This is a genomic window from Actinokineospora spheciospongiae, assembly GCF_000564855.1.
Lineage (GTDB): Bacteria > Actinomycetota > Actinomycetes > Mycobacteriales > Pseudonocardiaceae > Actinokineospora > Actinokineospora spheciospongiae.
Map to the genome: position 1 here is coordinate 1 of NZ_AYXG01000057.1, position 13,802 is coordinate 13,802.

13 protein-coding genes and 1 tRNA gene are annotated in these 13,802 nt (G+C 72.0%); 4 read left to right on the forward strand and 10 right to left on the reverse strand.

From position 1 onward, the window contains the following. Positions 1 to 380 precede the first annotated feature (380 nt). Together UO65_RS07840 and UO65_RS07845 are read right to left on the reverse strand one after the other, a co-directional pair. Positions 381 to 454, reverse strand: a tRNA-Met gene (locus UO65_RS07840). A gap of 48 nt (positions 455 to 502) precedes the next feature. Continuing rightward, complete coding sequence (locus UO65_RS07845; protein ID WP_035280086.1) at positions 503 to 3,520, reverse strand: UPF0182 family protein; 3,018 nt, start codon at positions 3,518 to 3,520, stop codon at positions 503 to 505. 175 nt (positions 3,521 to 3,695) lie between these two features. Here UO65_RS07845 and UO65_RS07850 point away from each other — a divergent pair, with 175 nt between their 5' ends. Further along, positions 3,696 to 4,226, forward strand: a complete 531-nt coding sequence (locus UO65_RS07850; RefSeq protein ID WP_035280087.1) for a PPA1309 family protein — start codon at positions 3,696 to 3,698, stop codon at positions 4,224 to 4,226. 21 nt (positions 4,227 to 4,247) lie between these two features. On the opposite strand, the gene UO65_RS07855 is transcribed toward UO65_RS07850, so the two are convergent. Then, positions 4,248 to 5,360, reverse strand: a complete 1,113-nt coding sequence (locus UO65_RS07855) for a YlbL family protein (protein ID WP_035280088.1) — start codon at positions 5,358 to 5,360, stop codon at positions 4,248 to 4,250. An 80-nt stretch (positions 5,361 to 5,440) separates the two neighbouring features. Here UO65_RS07855 and UO65_RS07860 point away from each other — a divergent pair, with 80 nt between their 5' ends. Next, entirely contained in the window at positions 5,441 to 6,799 is a 1,359-nt protein-coding gene (locus UO65_RS07860; RefSeq protein WP_035280089.1) for a zinc-dependent metalloprotease, read from the forward strand. A 67-nt stretch (positions 6,800 to 6,866) separates the two neighbouring features. On the opposite strand, the gene UO65_RS07865 is transcribed toward UO65_RS07860, so the two are convergent. Continuing rightward, complete coding sequence (locus UO65_RS07865; protein WP_063935908.1) at positions 6,867 to 7,388, reverse strand: M48 family metallopeptidase; 522 nt, start codon at positions 7,386 to 7,388, stop codon at positions 6,867 to 6,869. A 109-nt stretch (positions 7,389 to 7,497) separates the two neighbouring features. Between UO65_RS07865 and UO65_RS07870 the strand changes: the two genes are divergently transcribed. Together UO65_RS07870 and UO65_RS07875 are read left to right on the forward strand one after the other, a co-directional pair. Then, a complete protein-coding gene (locus UO65_RS07870) occupies positions 7,498 to 8,565 on the forward strand; it encodes a TOMM precursor leader peptide-binding protein (RefSeq protein ID WP_052020880.1) in 1,068 nt (355 codons plus the stop codon). 121 nt (positions 8,566 to 8,686) lie between these two features. Next, a complete protein-coding gene (locus UO65_RS07875) occupies positions 8,687 to 9,991 on the forward strand; it encodes an ABC1 kinase family protein (protein ID WP_052020881.1) in 1,305 nt (434 codons plus the stop codon). 276 nt (positions 9,992 to 10,267) lie between these two features. On the opposite strand, the gene UO65_RS07880 is transcribed toward UO65_RS07875, so the two are convergent. The 6 genes from UO65_RS07880 to UO65_RS35650 form a co-directional block, all read right to left on the reverse strand. Next, positions 10,268 to 10,948, reverse strand: coding sequence for a GOLPH3/VPS74 family protein (locus UO65_RS07880; protein WP_035280092.1), 681 nt, complete (start codon positions 10,946 to 10,948; stop codon positions 10,268 to 10,270). A gap of 18 nt (positions 10,949 to 10,966) precedes the next feature. Then, complete coding sequence (locus tag UO65_RS37950; RefSeq protein WP_035280094.1) at positions 10,967 to 11,395, reverse strand: hypothetical protein; 429 nt, start codon at positions 11,393 to 11,395, stop codon at positions 10,967 to 10,969. After that, the gene (locus tag UO65_RS36640; protein ID WP_161784440.1) at positions 11,392 to 12,573 is read right to left on the reverse strand and encodes a DUF742 domain-containing protein; all 1,182 of its coding nucleotides are present in this window, start codon (positions 12,571 to 12,573) and stop codon (positions 11,392 to 11,394) included. The genes UO65_RS37950 and UO65_RS36640 overlap by 4 nt, the downstream gene beginning before the upstream one ends. A 166-nt stretch (positions 12,574 to 12,739) precedes the next feature. After that, on the reverse strand, positions 12,740 to 12,946 hold the full coding sequence (locus UO65_RS35645; protein ID WP_146241386.1) for a hypothetical protein: 207 nt from the start codon (positions 12,944 to 12,946) through the stop codon (positions 12,740 to 12,742). Between the two features lie 5 nt (positions 12,947 to 12,951). Continuing rightward, positions 12,952 to 13,338, reverse strand: a complete 387-nt coding sequence (locus tag UO65_RS07900; RefSeq protein ID WP_035280096.1) for a WhiB family transcriptional regulator — start codon at positions 13,336 to 13,338, stop codon at positions 12,952 to 12,954. 107 nt (positions 13,339 to 13,445) lie between these two features. Next, positions 13,446 to 13,673 (reverse strand): hypothetical protein, encoded by a 228-nt coding sequence (locus tag UO65_RS35650; RefSeq protein ID WP_146241385.1) that lies wholly within the window; start codon positions 13,671 to 13,673, stop codon positions 13,446 to 13,448. Between the last annotated feature and the right edge of the window lie 129 nt (positions 13,674 to 13,802).

The following is a 13,802-nucleotide window of genomic DNA, read 5'->3' on the forward strand; positions in this document are numbered from 1 at the left end:
CGACCTCTGGGTTATGAGCCCAGCGAGCTACCGAGCTGCTCCACCCCGCGCTGTGAGAACAACAGTACACCACCCCGAAACCCACTTTTAACCACCCCCCACAACCCCACCCAAACCCCCTCTGACCAGCCCCGAAGCGCCCGACTGGGGGTCAGGCGCTCTACGCGGCAGAGGCACACGACACGAGGAGGGCGCCCCGGCGAAGCAAACTTTCTCCCACGAGCCGAAGGCTCAAGCAAACAGCCCACCCACCCGCACCCGACCACCGAGGCCGGGGGTCCGGGGGCAAGCCCCCGGGTGGGGCGTGGGGGCTCCGCCCCCACAGAAATAGCGAAGAACCCCCCGTCTGCGTTTTCTGCAGACGGGGGGTTCCTCGTTCGTAGCGGGGACAGGATTTGAACCTGCGACCTCTGGGTTATGAGCCCAGCGAGCTACCGAGCTGCTCCACCCCGCGCTGTAAGAACAACAATACACGGGGGTGGAGCGGCTCATTCAGGGGGGGTCACCCACCGCCGGGGGTGGGCGACGGGGACGCTCCCGGGGAGGACGGTGCCGTGGTCGGGGCGGCGCCCGCCTTGGCCTTGGCCGTGTCGTACGCCTTGGCCGCGGCGTCCAGTTCGGCCAGCGCCTTGCCCTGCTCGGTGAAGTCGCCGTTGCGCTGGGCGGTGCGCAGGTGTTCCAGGGCCGAGTTCAGCGCCTGCACGGCCGAGTCCATCTCCGCGGTGGCACCGGTGCCGCCGCCCGCGGGCGGCGGCGTGCTGGTCGACGGCGGGGTGGTCGAGGTGGACGGGGGCGTGCTCGGCGTGGTGTTCTCGCCCGGCTGGGTGGCCGACTGGCCGGTGCCCGCGCCGAACACCTCGTCGAGGGCCTCGTTGATCGTCGCGGCGAAGCCGACCTTGTTGCCGAAGGACACCAGGACCCTGGCCAACTGCGGGAACGAGTTGGCGTCCTTGCGCTGGATGAAGATCGGTTCGACGTAGAGCATCCCGCCCGCGACCGGGAGGGTCAGCAGGTTGCCGAACAGCGGTGAGACGCTGGGGTTGTTGAACAGCGTCCGGTTCTCCGCGACCTCCGGTGTGGTCTGGAACCGGTTCTGCACCTGCCCCGGGCCTTCGACCTGGGCGGCTTCGGTGGGCAGTCGCAGCACCCGGATCTTCCCGTAGTCCTGCGGGTCCGACGACACCGACACCCAGGAGGCGAGGAACTGCCGGTTCAGCAGGGTCAGGGCGCTGGTGATCTGGAACGTCGCCCGCGTCTGCCCCGGGCTCTGCGCGAGCACGTAGTACGGCGGCTGCTTGGGGCCGTCGTTGTTGGCCGCGGCCGCGGTGGCCGCGGTCGCGCCCTCCTCGGTCGGGTCGGCCGGGACGTTCCAGAAGGTCTTCTGCGAGAAGAACTCGTTGGAGTCCGAGACGTGGTAGCGCGAGAGCAGTTCGCGCTGGACCTTGAACAGGTCCTCCGGGTAGCGGAAGTGCGAGCGCAGCGAGTCGGAGATCTCCGAGCTGGGCTTCACCGTGCCGGGGAACACGCCCTGCCAGGCCTTGAGCACCGGGTCCTCGTCGTCGATCGAGTACAGGTTGACCGAGCCGTCGTAGGCGTCGACCGTGGCCTTGACCGAGTTGCGGATGTAGCTGATGGTGCGGTCCTCCTGGCGGACCACACCGCCGAGGGAGTCCGTGGTGGCCTCGCCGAGCGGCGTGCGCTGGGCGTACGGGTAGTTCTCCAGCGTGGTGTAGCCGTCGATGATCCAGGTGATCCGGCCGTCGACGACCGCCGGGTACGGGTCGCCGTCGATGGTCAGCCACGGGGCCACCTTCGACACCCGGTCGCGCGGGTTGCGGTTGTACATGATCTTCGCGCCCGCGTCGATCTGCGACGAGAACAGGATGTTGCGCTCGGTGTAGTTCGCGGCGAAGACCAGCTTGTTGAACAGCCCGTCGATGGGGACGCCGCCGGTGCCGTCGTAGGCGAAGGTGCTGTTCTGGGTGTCGTACTCCATCGGCGTGCCGCCGTTCTTGCCGCCGACGATCGCGTAGTCGTCGGTGGCCAGCTCACCGAAGTAGATGCGCGGCTGCTCGACCCCGAACGGGCCGGGGTCGCTGATGTCGCCGACCTTGAACAGCGGGTAGCCGCCCTGGTCGTTGGTGTCGGCCAGCGCGGAGTTGATCGTGTTCGCGGGCGCGGCGACGAAGCCGTTGCCGTGGGTGAACACCATGTGCCGGTTGATCCAGCCGCCCTGGGTCTCGGTGAGCCCGGAGGTCTTGATCTCGCGCGCGGCGACGATGTAGTCCTGGGTCTTGCCGTCGACGGTGTAGCGGTCGATGTCGAGCTTCTCCGGGAAGCCGTAGAAGTTCTCCCGGCCCTCGCGCTGGGTGAACGTCGGCGCCAGGATGTTCGGGTCGAGCAGGCGGACGTTGGAGATGGTGTTCGTGCTCGCCGGGTCCGACCGGATCGCCGCGGGCGCCGCCGAGCTGACCCCGGCGTAGTCCTCGGTGGTGACCTTGTCCTCGGTGAGGCCGAACGCCTGCCGGGTGGCGTCGATGTTGCGCTGGATCGACATGGCCTCCTTGGCGTTCTCGTTCGGCTTGACCGAGAACTGCTGCACCACCTGCGGCCAGGCCGCGCCGACCAGGACGCCGGAGAGCACCAGCAGCGCGGTCGCGATCGCCGGGAGCTGCAGGTTGCGCAGGAAGGCCCCCGCGAAGAAGGCCACCGCGCAGAACGCCGCGATGAACATCAGGATCAGCTTGGCGGGCAGCACCGCGTTGAGGTCGGTGTAGGTGGCGCCGCTGAACAGCGTGTTGCTGCTGGAGAACATCAGCTCGTAGCGCTCGAAGAAGTAGTCGACCGCGTAGACCAGCACGAACACGCCCGCGGTGATCGACAGCTGCATCCGCGCGGCGGCGGCGAGCTGCCCGCCCTTCCCGGCCAGCCGGATGCCGCCGAAGACGTAGTGGGTGATCAGCGCGCCGAAGAACGCGATGGCCACGGCCACGAACAACCAGTTGATCAGCCAGCTGATGAACGGCAGGGTGAAGGCGTAGAAGCCGATGTCGATGCCGAACTGCGGGTCGGTGACACCGAAGTCGGTGCCGTTCACCAGCAGCTGCCAGAGCTGCCAGTCCGCCTGCGCCGCGGAACCCGCGATCAGGCCCATCACCACCGGGATGCCGATGCCGAACAGGCGCACCCGCTGCACGATGGTGGAGCGGTAGCGGGCCAGCGGGTCCTCCGCGCCGGAGACCGGCACGAACACCGGCCGCGAGCGGTAGGCGATCCACAGGCTCACCGCCAGCAGACCACCCACCAGGGCGCCGACGGCGAAGAACAGGCCGACCCTGGTCCACAGGACGGTGCTGAACACCGACCGGAACCCGACCTCCCCGAACCACAGCCAGTTGACGTAGGTGCTGAGCAGGCGCGAGCCGACCAGCAGCAGCAGGACGAGCGCCGCCGCGATGACGAGCAGGACGCGGCTGCGACGGGATAGCTTCGGCAGGCCGATCGGGGGCCGAGTGGCCACTGGGCACGCTCCAGAGTCGCTAACTTAGAGAACTTCCGGACCGGCCGGGACCGGTCCTGGTTCGTTCAACTGTATTAGGGGTGGTTCAGGTTCCCGTGAGGGTGCCCGAAATGGGCGGATGCCGGGCCCGCGCACCCCGGATCGGGTGACGGCGGGCGGGCGGCGGGATGCGAGGATGGCGCCCGTGACGCAGCCCCGCACCGCCCCAGAGCTGTCCTCGGTCGCCCGCGAGGTGGAGGAGTTCGTCGCCTCGGGCGGCTGGGACCAGGGGCCGCAGCTGTTCGCCCTGGTGCCCACCGACCACCTGCTGCGCGAGCAGCCCGACCTGGCCGACCGGCTCGACCCGGCGTCCGCGCTGACCCCGGTGGCCCAGGACGCGCTGGAGGGCGACCTGGCCGACGCGCTGGCCGGGATCATGTGGCCGGAGGTCGTGGTGGGCTGCGCGCTGGCCCAGGAGATCGTCATGCTCCCGCCGGAGGCCGAGGCCGAGCTGCCCGACGGCGACTCCGACGCCCTGGGCCGGGTCGCCGCGGGCCACCCGGAGGCCAGGGAGGCCCGGCTGGTCGCGGCCGTGTCCCGGGACGGGGCGATGGCCTGCGTGCTGCGGCTGCGCACCACCGGGGAGGGCGAACTCGACCAGGTCGTCGAGCACCCCGGCCTCGCCCGCAACCTCACCGCCGCCCTCCTGGACACGCTCCGCGCCTGACCGGCCCCGCGCCCGACCGGGTCAGCAACCCCGGGTCGGCCTGCCCGCCTTGAGGTTGTCGAGCTGCGCCACCGCGTCGGACAGGGTGGCCACCTTGATCAACTGCAGGCCGTCGGGGACGTTCGACCTGGCCTCCTCGCAGTTGTCGGCGGGGACCAGGAACGTGGTCACCCCCGCCTCCCGGGCGCCGACCAGCTTGAACGGGATGCCGCCGATGCGGCCGACGTTGCCGTCCGCGTCGATCTCGCCGGTGCCCGCGATGACGTGGTCGCTCGCCAGGTCACCGGGGGTGAGCCGGTCGACGATGGCCAGGGAGAACATCAGCCCCGCCGACGGGCCGCCGACGTTCTCCAGGCTGATCGAGATCTTGAACGGCACGTCCGGGCGGTCGGCGGGACCGAGCCCCAGGAAGCCCTCCGCGCGGTCCTCGGCACCGAAGTCGGCGGCCCTGCCCAGGGTGACGGTGGCCGTCTTCTCCTGGCCGTCGTGCTGGAACACGATCTCCACCGACTGCCCGGGGGTGGTGCCCGCCAGCGCGGGGCGGACGTCGGCGGCGGTGGAGACGGCCTTGCCGTTGACCCGGACCAGCCGGTCGCCGGGGGCGAGGACCTTGTCCGCGGGCGCCCCGGAGGTGATCTCCTGGGCGATGACCTTCATCGGGTACTTCCCCAGGTAGCGCAGGGCGGCCACCTCGGCGTTGCTCTGCGAGTCCTGGAACAGCTTGGTGTTCTGCTTGTCGATGTCCTCCTCGGTCTCCCCCGGGCGGAAGTACTCCTCGCGCGGGGCGAGCGCGTACCGGCCGCTGATCCACAGGCCCAGGGCGCCGAAGAGGGTGATCTCGTCGTTCACCGACACGGTGACCATCCGCAGTTGGCCGCTGGTCGGGTAGGTCTGCTCGCCGTCGACGGAGACGATCTGGACGTCCTGCGCCTCACCGAGGGTGTCGTAGGTCGGGCCGGGGCCCAGCGACACGTACGGGATGGGCACGGCCAGGCCGACGACGAGGAACGCGACGGTCAGCACCACACCCACCAGCACCGTCCAGCCGCGCCTGGTCAGACCGCGGCCGGGGGCGGGCGGCCCCTCGCCGCGGGGTGCGGGCGGCGTCACGGGCGTCTCCGACGGGGTGCTCACGGGTCCACAGCGTACGTGCGTTCACGCGGAGCGGATCACCAGGACAGCGCGGCCGCGCCCACCCCGCGTACCGTGGACCCATGAGCGAGTTCAAGTTCGGCTTCGGACTGCCGGACCCGGACGACAGGGACAAGGACGGCAACCCCAAGCCCGCGGGCGGGCCGGAGAACCCGTTCGACGGGTTCGGCCAACTCGGGCAGATGCTCAGCCAGTTGGGGCAGATGCTCAGCCAGGCCGGGACGGGCGGCGGCGGGCCGGTCAACTACGACCTGGCCAAGCAGATCGCCGTGCAGCGGCTGTCCGGGCAGGTCGGCTTCGCCGCGCCCCCGGAGTCGGCCAAGGCGGTCACCGACGCCGTCCACCTCGCCGAGATGTGGCTCGACCCCGCCACCACGCTCCCCGCGGGCGCCACCACCACCAGGACCTGGACGCCGCGCGACTGGGTCGAGCACACCCTGCCCACCTGGCAGCGGCTGTGCGACCCGGTCGCCCGCCGCATGTCCGGCGCCTGGGTGGACGCGCTGCCCGCCGAGGCCAAGGCCCAGGCCGGTCCGCTGCTGGCCATGGTCGGGCAGATGGGCGGCATGGCCTTCGGCTCCCAGTTGGGCAACGCCTTGGCCCAGCTCGCCTCCGAGGTGCTCACCTCCGCCGACATCGGCCTGCCGCTCGGCCCGCCGAACACCGCCGCGCTGCTCCCGGCGAACATCGAGGAGTTCACCAAGGGCCTGGAGCGCCCGGCCAGCGAGGTGATGGTCTTCCTCGCCGCCCGCGAGGCCGCCCACCAGCGCCTCTTCGCCGGTGTGCCGTGGCTGCGGCAGCGGCTGCTGGGCGCGGTGGAGGAGTTCGCCAGCGGCATCAAGGTCGACACCGCCGCCCTGGAGCAGTTGGCCGCGCAGGTGGACCCGTCGAACCCGGAAACCATCGAGCAGGCCATGCAGTCCGGCATCCTCGAACCCGAGACCACCCCGGAGCAGAAGGCGGCACTGGCCCGCCTGGAAACCCTGCTGGCCCTGGTCGAGGGCTGGGTCGACATCGTGGTCGGCGACGCGGTGGCCGAACGGCTGCCCGGCGCCGACGCGCTGCGCGAGACCCTGCGCCGCCGCCGCGCCTCCGGCGGCCCCGCCGAGCAGACCTTCGCCACCCTCGTCGGCCTGGAGCTGCGCCCGCGCAAGCTGCGCGCCGCCGCGGCGCTGTGGCGGCTGGTGACCGACCGGCACGGCATCGACGCCCGCGACGCCCTGTGGGCGCACCCGGACCTGGTGCCCACGGCCACCGACCTCGACGACCCGCTGGAGTTCGCCGACCGCATGGGCACCGCCTCCGCGATCGACGACGACCCGATCGCCCAGCTCAACCGCACCGAGCAGTCCGCCGAGGCCAAGGAGGCCGAGCAGTCGGAGCAGGACAGCCAGGACGACGGGGGCAAACCGGGCGCCTGAGGCACCCGACCGGGAACGGACCCCCTCCGCACCGGCGGAACGGGGTCCGTCGCCCTGTCCGGCCCGCTCACTCCGTGGCGATGCCCCACCCGGCGGCGGCGGAGAGCCCCTCCAGGAACCCCATCGCCCGCTCGGTGCGCGGGTAGGCCCGCACCAGCTCCCAGAAGTCCGCCCCGTGCCCCGGCACCAGCAGGTGGGCCAGCTCGTGCACCAGCACGTAGTCCAACACCCAGGCGGGCACCTGCCTCAGGTGCTCGGAGACGCGGATGGTCCGGTCCACCGGTGTGCACGACGCCCACCGGGTCCGCATCGGCGGCACCCACCGCACCGCCGCCGGTTCACACCTCCCGTTGAAGTACCGGTCCGACAACTCGACGCAACGCGCCAGCAGCTTGGCGTCGGAGGTGCGGCTCGGGCCGCGCCTGTTCGTCTCGACGCGCAGCAGCCTGCGCTCCATTTCCTCAACCCAGTGGGCCTCCTCCTTCTTGGAGAGCCTGGCCGGGATGAGAACGATGAGGGTGTCACCTTCGCGATAAGCGGTGACGGTGCGGGTTCGGCGCTTGCTCCTGCGCACCTCGACTTCGGCCACGGCACAACCGTAAGGGGAGACACCGACATCCGGGGAGGACCGGCCGGGTGTGACTCTCGCCTGTGGACAACTTTTCCCACCATTCGGCGGAAACAGGCACGATCGGGGTATGAGCGAAGCCCCCGATCAGACCCTGCCCGCCCGCCCCCGGCTGCGCCCCGGGCTCACCGTCCTGCACCGGCGCAGCGGCGAGTTCCAGGTCGGCGTGCGCCCCGGCCGGGCCACCGTCGTCAGCGGCGTCCCGACCGCCGTCCTCGACGCCGCCGAGGAGTTCCGCGGCGGCCGCACCACGGCCGAACTCCTCAGCCGGGCCGGGCCGGAACACCGCGCGGCCATGGTCGACCTGCTCTCCGGGCTGGCGGGCGAGGGGCTGGTCGAGGACGCCTCCGGCCCCGGGCACCCGCTGGCCCGCCGGATGGCCCCCGAGTCCACCCTCGCCGCCCGCCGGGGCACCGCCGACCCCGCCACCCGCGCCCGCTGCGGCGTCGCCGTGCACGGCGACGGCCGCCTGGCCGTCGCCGTGGCCTGCCAGTTGGCCGCCGCGGGCGTGGGCCGGGTCCGGGTGAGCGCCCGGGGCGCGGTGACCGCGGAGGACGTGGGCGCGGGCCTCACCCTGGCCGACATCGGCAGGCCCAGGCGGGTCGCGGCGAACGAGGCGGTGGCCAGGGCCGAGGTGGCGGTGGACACCACCGCCTTCACCCACCGCCGCCCCGACCTGGTCCTGGTGGCCGACGCCCTGGTCCCCGACCCGGCCCTGCTGGCCGAACTGCACGCCAGGGCCCAACCCCACCTGCCGCTGCGCGCCGCCGACGGCGTCGGCACCGTCGGCCCCCTGGTCGTCCCCGGCCACACGGCCTGCCTGACCTGCGCCGAGCACCACCGCACCGCCCGCGACGAGTGCTGGCCCCTGGTCGCCGCCCAGCTCACCGCCCGCCCCCACCCCACCGACCTGGCCACCCTGCACGCCACGGCGGCGGTGGCCACCGCCCACACCCTCGCCGCCCTGGCGCTGACCGACCTGACCCACTCCCGCCTGCACAACACCACCCTGGAGGTCGACCCGCTCGGCGCCACCCTCACCGCCCGCACCGCCCCACCCCACCCGCACTGCCCCTGCGGCGCCGCGACCCGCGGGCGGGCGGAGGGGGTTGCCGGAACCGGGACGGTTGTCAGGTGATGACAGGTCTTCGGTTCCGGGGACCGGTCGGCGCCTGCGGGAAAACCGGGTTCTCGGCCGCCCCTGGAAGGTTCATGTGCGCTGTCGTGCCCGGAGAGGGGACAATCACCACGTGACTGACATGCCGCGCAAGACCGTCGCACGCACCGCCCGGTTGGCCAGCATCCCCCTCGGGGTCGCGGGCCGGACCGTCGGCGGGTGGGGGAAGCGGTTGGCCGGGCAGAGCGCCGAGCAGGTGAGCGCCGAGGTGGCCGCCCGCACCGCCGAGCAGCTGTTCGCGGTGCTGGGGCAGCTCAAGGGCGGCGCGATGAAGTTCGGGCAGGCGCTGTCGGTGTTCGAGGCGGCGATCCCGGACGAGCTGGCCGAGCCGTACCGGGAGGCCCTGACCCGGTTGCAGGCCGCCGCCCCGCCGATGAGCGCGCAGACCATGCACCGGGTCCTGGCCCAGCAGCTCGGCCGGGGCTGGTCGGAGCGCTTCACCGAGTTCGACGACACCCCGGCCGCCGCCGCCAGCATCGGCCAGGTCCACAAGGCGGTGTGGCGCGACGGCAGGCAGGTCGCCGTCAAGGTCCAGTACCCGGGCGCCGACGAGGCCCTGCGGTCGGACCTGCGCCAACTGCAGCGGTTCAGCAAGCTCTTCCAGCCCTTCGCCCCCGGCATGGAGATCAAGCCCCTGCTGCAGGAGCTGGCCGACCGCATGACCGAGGAACTGGACTACCGGGCCGAGGCCGAGAACCAGCGCGCCTTCGCCAAGGCCTTCGCCGGCGACGAGCAGATGCTCGTCCCCCGGGTCGTGGCCAGCGCCCCCAAGGTCACCATCACCGAGTGGGTCGACGGCAGGCCCCTGTCCTCGGTGATCAAGGACGGCACCCCCGAGGAGCGCAACGAGGCGGGCCGCCTCCTCTCGGAGTTCCACTTCTCCTCCCCAGCCCGGGTCGGCCTCCTGCACTCCGACCCCCACCCCGGCAACTTCATGATCACCCCCGACGGCCGCCTGTGCGTCATCGACTTCGGCGCCATCGCCCGCCTCCCCGAAGGCCTCCCCGAACCCCTCGGCGTCATGACCCGCCTGGCCGTGCAGGGCAAGTCGGCGGAACTGGCCACCCTCATGCGCGAAGAACACTTCATCCGCCCCGGCATGAACCTCGAACCCGAAGACGTCCTCGCCTACCTGGCCCCCTTCACCGAACCCGCCTCGGTCGAGGTCTTCCACTTCACCCGCCGCTGGATGCAACGCCAAGCAGGCCGAGTAGGCGACCTGCGCGGCCAGGACTTCAAAACCGGCCGCTCCCTCAACCTCCCCCCGCAATACCTCCTCATCCAACGAGTCACCGCAGGAGCCACCGGCATCCTCTGCCAACTGGACGCCGAGTTCTCCATGCGCTCGATCATCTCCCACTGGCAACCCGGCTTCGCCGAAAACTGACCCCACCCACCCCCCGCCCCACCCCCCTTCCCAGAACCACCTGCTCCACCAGAAGTTGTCCACAGGCTCTCAACCGAAGACCGTGGATTGTCGGTGGTCACGGGTAAGCTTGAGTCGGAATGGCGCGCGGGGGCGAACACACACATCAACCGAACACGCACCCACCCGATCCCCCGATCCCACCCCGCTGTCGATCCCACTCCACTGCACCCGCCCCCGATCAGATCACGGAACCCGGTGCAGATCCGCCGCCGATCCGGTGCCGCTCCGAGCCGGTCAGGTGCCGGTGGAGCCGCCCGTGCTCGCGATGGTGGGGACCAAGATCGCCGCGAACACGGCCGCGTTGACGGCGTTGACCGCCTTGCGCACGGCTTCGCCCGCCCAGTCACCGTCGGCGATGGTCTTGGCCCGGGCTTTGGCGGTGCGCTGGTCGTCGACCTCGATGACCTTGGTGAGGATGCCGAGGGCGTGCAGCAGGGTGATGAGGGCGGCGGCGTGGTGGTCGGGTTCGGCGCCCGCCAGCACCTGCTCGAGGCGGGCGCGGAGGGCGCGCTCGTGGGAGCCGTCCTCGGCGGGGATGCGCTGGGTGGGAAAGACGCCGAGCACCTTGCGGTCCTCGCGGCGGAGGACACCACGGCCGACCAGGCTGTCGACGACGGCTTCGCGCAGGCCCTTGCCCACCTTGTCCAGGGCGGCGGCGGGGGTGGCGCCCTCCAGGTCGGCGAGGCGGGCCAGGGTGGCCTTGAGCACCGAGTCGGCGGGTGGGCGGCCCTCGCGCAGGACGATGCGGCCCTCGCGGACCTCTTCGCCCGGGCCTGCGACGTCGACCAGGCCCAGGTCGGCGAGTTCGAGCAGTGCGGCGCCCGCGAGGCCCCGGTCGAGCTGGGCGCCCGCCGGGCTGACCTTGCCGCTCTCGTCGTCGACCAGCAGTAGCAGCAGTTCTTCGGCGATCAGCATGGGATCACCGTAGCCAGGTCACCAGTACTCGGCTGGGAGCTTGCCCTCGATGTCGCGGACGTGCGCCCGGGCACAGGTGCCGCACAACCACCCGGTCTGCCTCCGCTCGGTTTCGCTGACCCAGGCCAGGGCTGCCAGCGGGGGCTCCTCGGCGCGGGAGCGGCCGCAGAGGCCGCAGGCGGCAACGGTCGCGGCAGGCCCGGTCGCAGCGGGATCAATCGCAGCGGGATCAGACGCAGCAGCACCAGTCGAGGCAGGCCCGGTCACGACGGGATCGGTCACGACGGGATCGGTCACGACGGGATCGGTCACGACGGGATCGGTCACGACGGGATCGGTCGCGGCAGGTCTGGTCACAGCGGGGTCGATCGCGGCGGGGTCAGTCGCGGCGGGGTCGGTCGCGACGGGATCGATCGCGGCAGGTCCGGTCACGGCGGGGTCGGTCACAGCTTGCGCAGCCCCTCCAGCACTCGACCCATGAACGCCAGGTCGGGGGCGTCGCCTGTGCGGTGGTGGATGGTGACCGCGTGGGAGTCGGCGAGGTCGCTGATCAGGACCCGGGCCACGCCCAGGGGCAGGCTCATCAGGGCGGACACCTCGGCGACCGAGCGCGGGGTGGTGCACAGCTCGGTGACCGCGCGGTGCTCCCAGGAGGTGGCGAGGTCGGGGGCGACGGTGGAGATCAGTGCCTCGATCGCCAGGTCGGAGCGGGTGTGGGTGCGGCCTCGGGTCCAGGCGTAGGGGCGGACCAGGGTGTGCGACTCGGGGCGGCTCATCCAGTCGGCGTCGGACCACTCGCTCGGGTCGTCGGGCAGCCAGGGGTTGGCCGGGGGGCCGGGCTGGGCCGGGGGGCCGGGCTGGGCCGGGGGGCCGGGCTGGGCCGGGGGGCCGTCGTCGAACAGGTCGTTGGTGGAGTCGTGCTGGGGCGGGGTGCCCTCGTCGAACAGGTCGGCGCGGTTGCGCTGCGTCGGGGTGTCGTCGAACAGGTCGCCGGGTTCGGCGGCGCGGTCGCGGGCGTGGGGGTCGACAGCTCGGAGCTCGTTGGCTCGGGCGTCGATGGCGCGGAGCTCGGCGGCGAGGTCGTGAGCGGCGACAGCACGGGGCTCGGCGACGCGATCCGTGGCCTGGGCTTCGGACGCACGGGCCTCGGCGGCGCGGTCACGCCCCCGGGCATCCACACCTCGAGGCTCGGCGGCACGGTCGCGGGCTTCTCGGGCGGCGGAGGCGCGAGGCTCGGCGGCGCGGTCCCCGGGCTGGGCATCGCGAAGATCAGCGGGCCGGGCGGCGCGGTCCCCGGGCTGGGCACCACGAGGGTCAGCGGGTCGGGCGGCGCGGTCGCGGGGGTCGACAGCGGCCCCGGACTCGGCGGCGGGATCGGCGGCGGGATCGGACTGCGGTGGCGGGGTGGCGCGCTTGCGCTTGCGGGAGGAGCCGCCGAAGCGGGCGCCGACCCGGCCGACCTCGGACTCGGCGGCCGCCGGGTCGTCGTCGGGGTTGGGGTCGTCGGGGGCGGTCAGCCGCCACTGACCGGGTGGCCCGAACCGGGCTCCCGTGCGACCGACCTCGGTCCGGCGCTTGAGCCTGCGTCTGCCGTTCTCGCCACCGGCGTCTTGCACGTTCTGCACCAACGTGAGCCCCAAGGCCGTCGGGAACAGGGGCTTAACACCATAAGCCCACCCCGGCGCGACCGTGGTGACAATGGCGTTTCCATCCTATTTCCCACCCTAACGGACGGATGCCCGCCACCGATCCGGTGGCGGGCATCGCGTCGATTCGGGTGAACGGGCTCACTCAGAGTGCGGCGGTGGCGCGATCGGCGCGCCGGGCCGCCCACTGCGAGAGCCGGTTCCAGCGCCTCGCGGCGCTCAGGTGGCGGACCAGGCGGCGCGCTCGCGCCACCTGCTCCGCCTCGCGCATTCGTGATCTCGCGAGATTTTCTTGGAGAAGCATGTCCGTGGGACCTTCCGGCTTGAAGGTGTACGTGGGGTCGTTGTGCACGGGGTTCACGCTGCGACCCCGTCCCGGTTGCGGGCGGCGCGCTCGGCGGCGTCGCGGGCGACGTCCTCCTTGCGCGGGCGGCCGCGGGGCCGCTTGCGGGCGATGACGACGCCGCGCTCGAAGATCTCCCCGCCCCAGACGCCCCACGGCTCGTGCCGGGCCTGCGCCGAGGCGAGGCAGGCGGCGCGGACGGGGCAGTCGCCGCAGAGGGTCTTGGCGCGCTCGAGGTCGGCGGGCGCGTCGGCGAACCACAGGTCGGGGTCGGTGGTGGAGCGGCAGGGCAGGTCGAGACCAGCGGAGGGAGCCGCGTCCAGCAGCTCGCTCACCCCGGAACCGGACTGCGCGAGCAGCTCGTTCAGGTCTCCGCAGGGCAGCGGAGTGGTTGTCGACATGGTCGAAGAACTCCTGACTAGGAAGAAACCGTTGTGGGAAAACAAAAAGGCCGCGGATTCCGGTGTCGGAGTCCGCGGCCTCGGGGCCAGGAGTTGCTTGACCTGGGTCAAGTCCTCCAGCCCGAGCCTGCGGAGCGCAGACGGGTCGGAACGTCGACATCGAGGGTGGTCCAACGGACGGTGTGTGCGGTGTGTGCAGCGGACGCCCCCAGAGCGGCCACACGCTCACGACGGACCTGGATGAGCAGGCCGCCCCCAAACGCGGACAGAACAGGCCGACCGCACATCGGGTAGCCGGCCGGGTTCTGCTTCTCATTCATGATCGAGATCTTCACGCGGTCCACCTCCCTGATGTTCTTGGTCGTACTGTTGTCATTCGGGGCGCTCTCGCGACCCGCCAGAGCAGGTTATTGGGCCCGCGGGAAGCCGTGCAACTGATTTTCCGGAACTTCGAGTGACGCGCG

Excerpts from the sequence above, each read along its gene's own strand:
- UO65_RS07870 (WP_052020880.1), top strand. The coding sequence starts at position 7,498 with ATGAGCGAAGCCCCCGATCAGACCCTGCCCGCCCGCCCCCGGCTGCGC.
- UO65_RS07880 (WP_035280092.1), bottom strand. The coding sequence starts at position 10,948 with ATGCTGATCGCCGAAGAACTGCTGCTACTGCTGGTCGACGACGAGAGC.
- UO65_RS07860 (WP_035280089.1), top strand. The coding sequence starts at position 5,441 with ATGAGCGAGTTCAAGTTCGGCTTCGGACTGCCGGACCCGGACGACAGG.
- UO65_RS07875 (WP_052020881.1), top strand. The coding sequence starts at position 8,687 with ATGCCGCGCAAGACCGTCGCACGCACCGCCCGGTTGGCCAGCATCCCC.
- UO65_RS07900 (WP_035280096.1), bottom strand. The coding sequence starts at position 13,338 with ATGTCGACAACCACTCCGCTGCCCTGCGGAGACCTGAACGAGCTGCTC.
- UO65_RS07850 (WP_035280087.1), top strand. The coding sequence starts at position 3,696 with ATGGCGCCCGTGACGCAGCCCCGCACCGCCCCAGAGCTGTCCTCGGTC.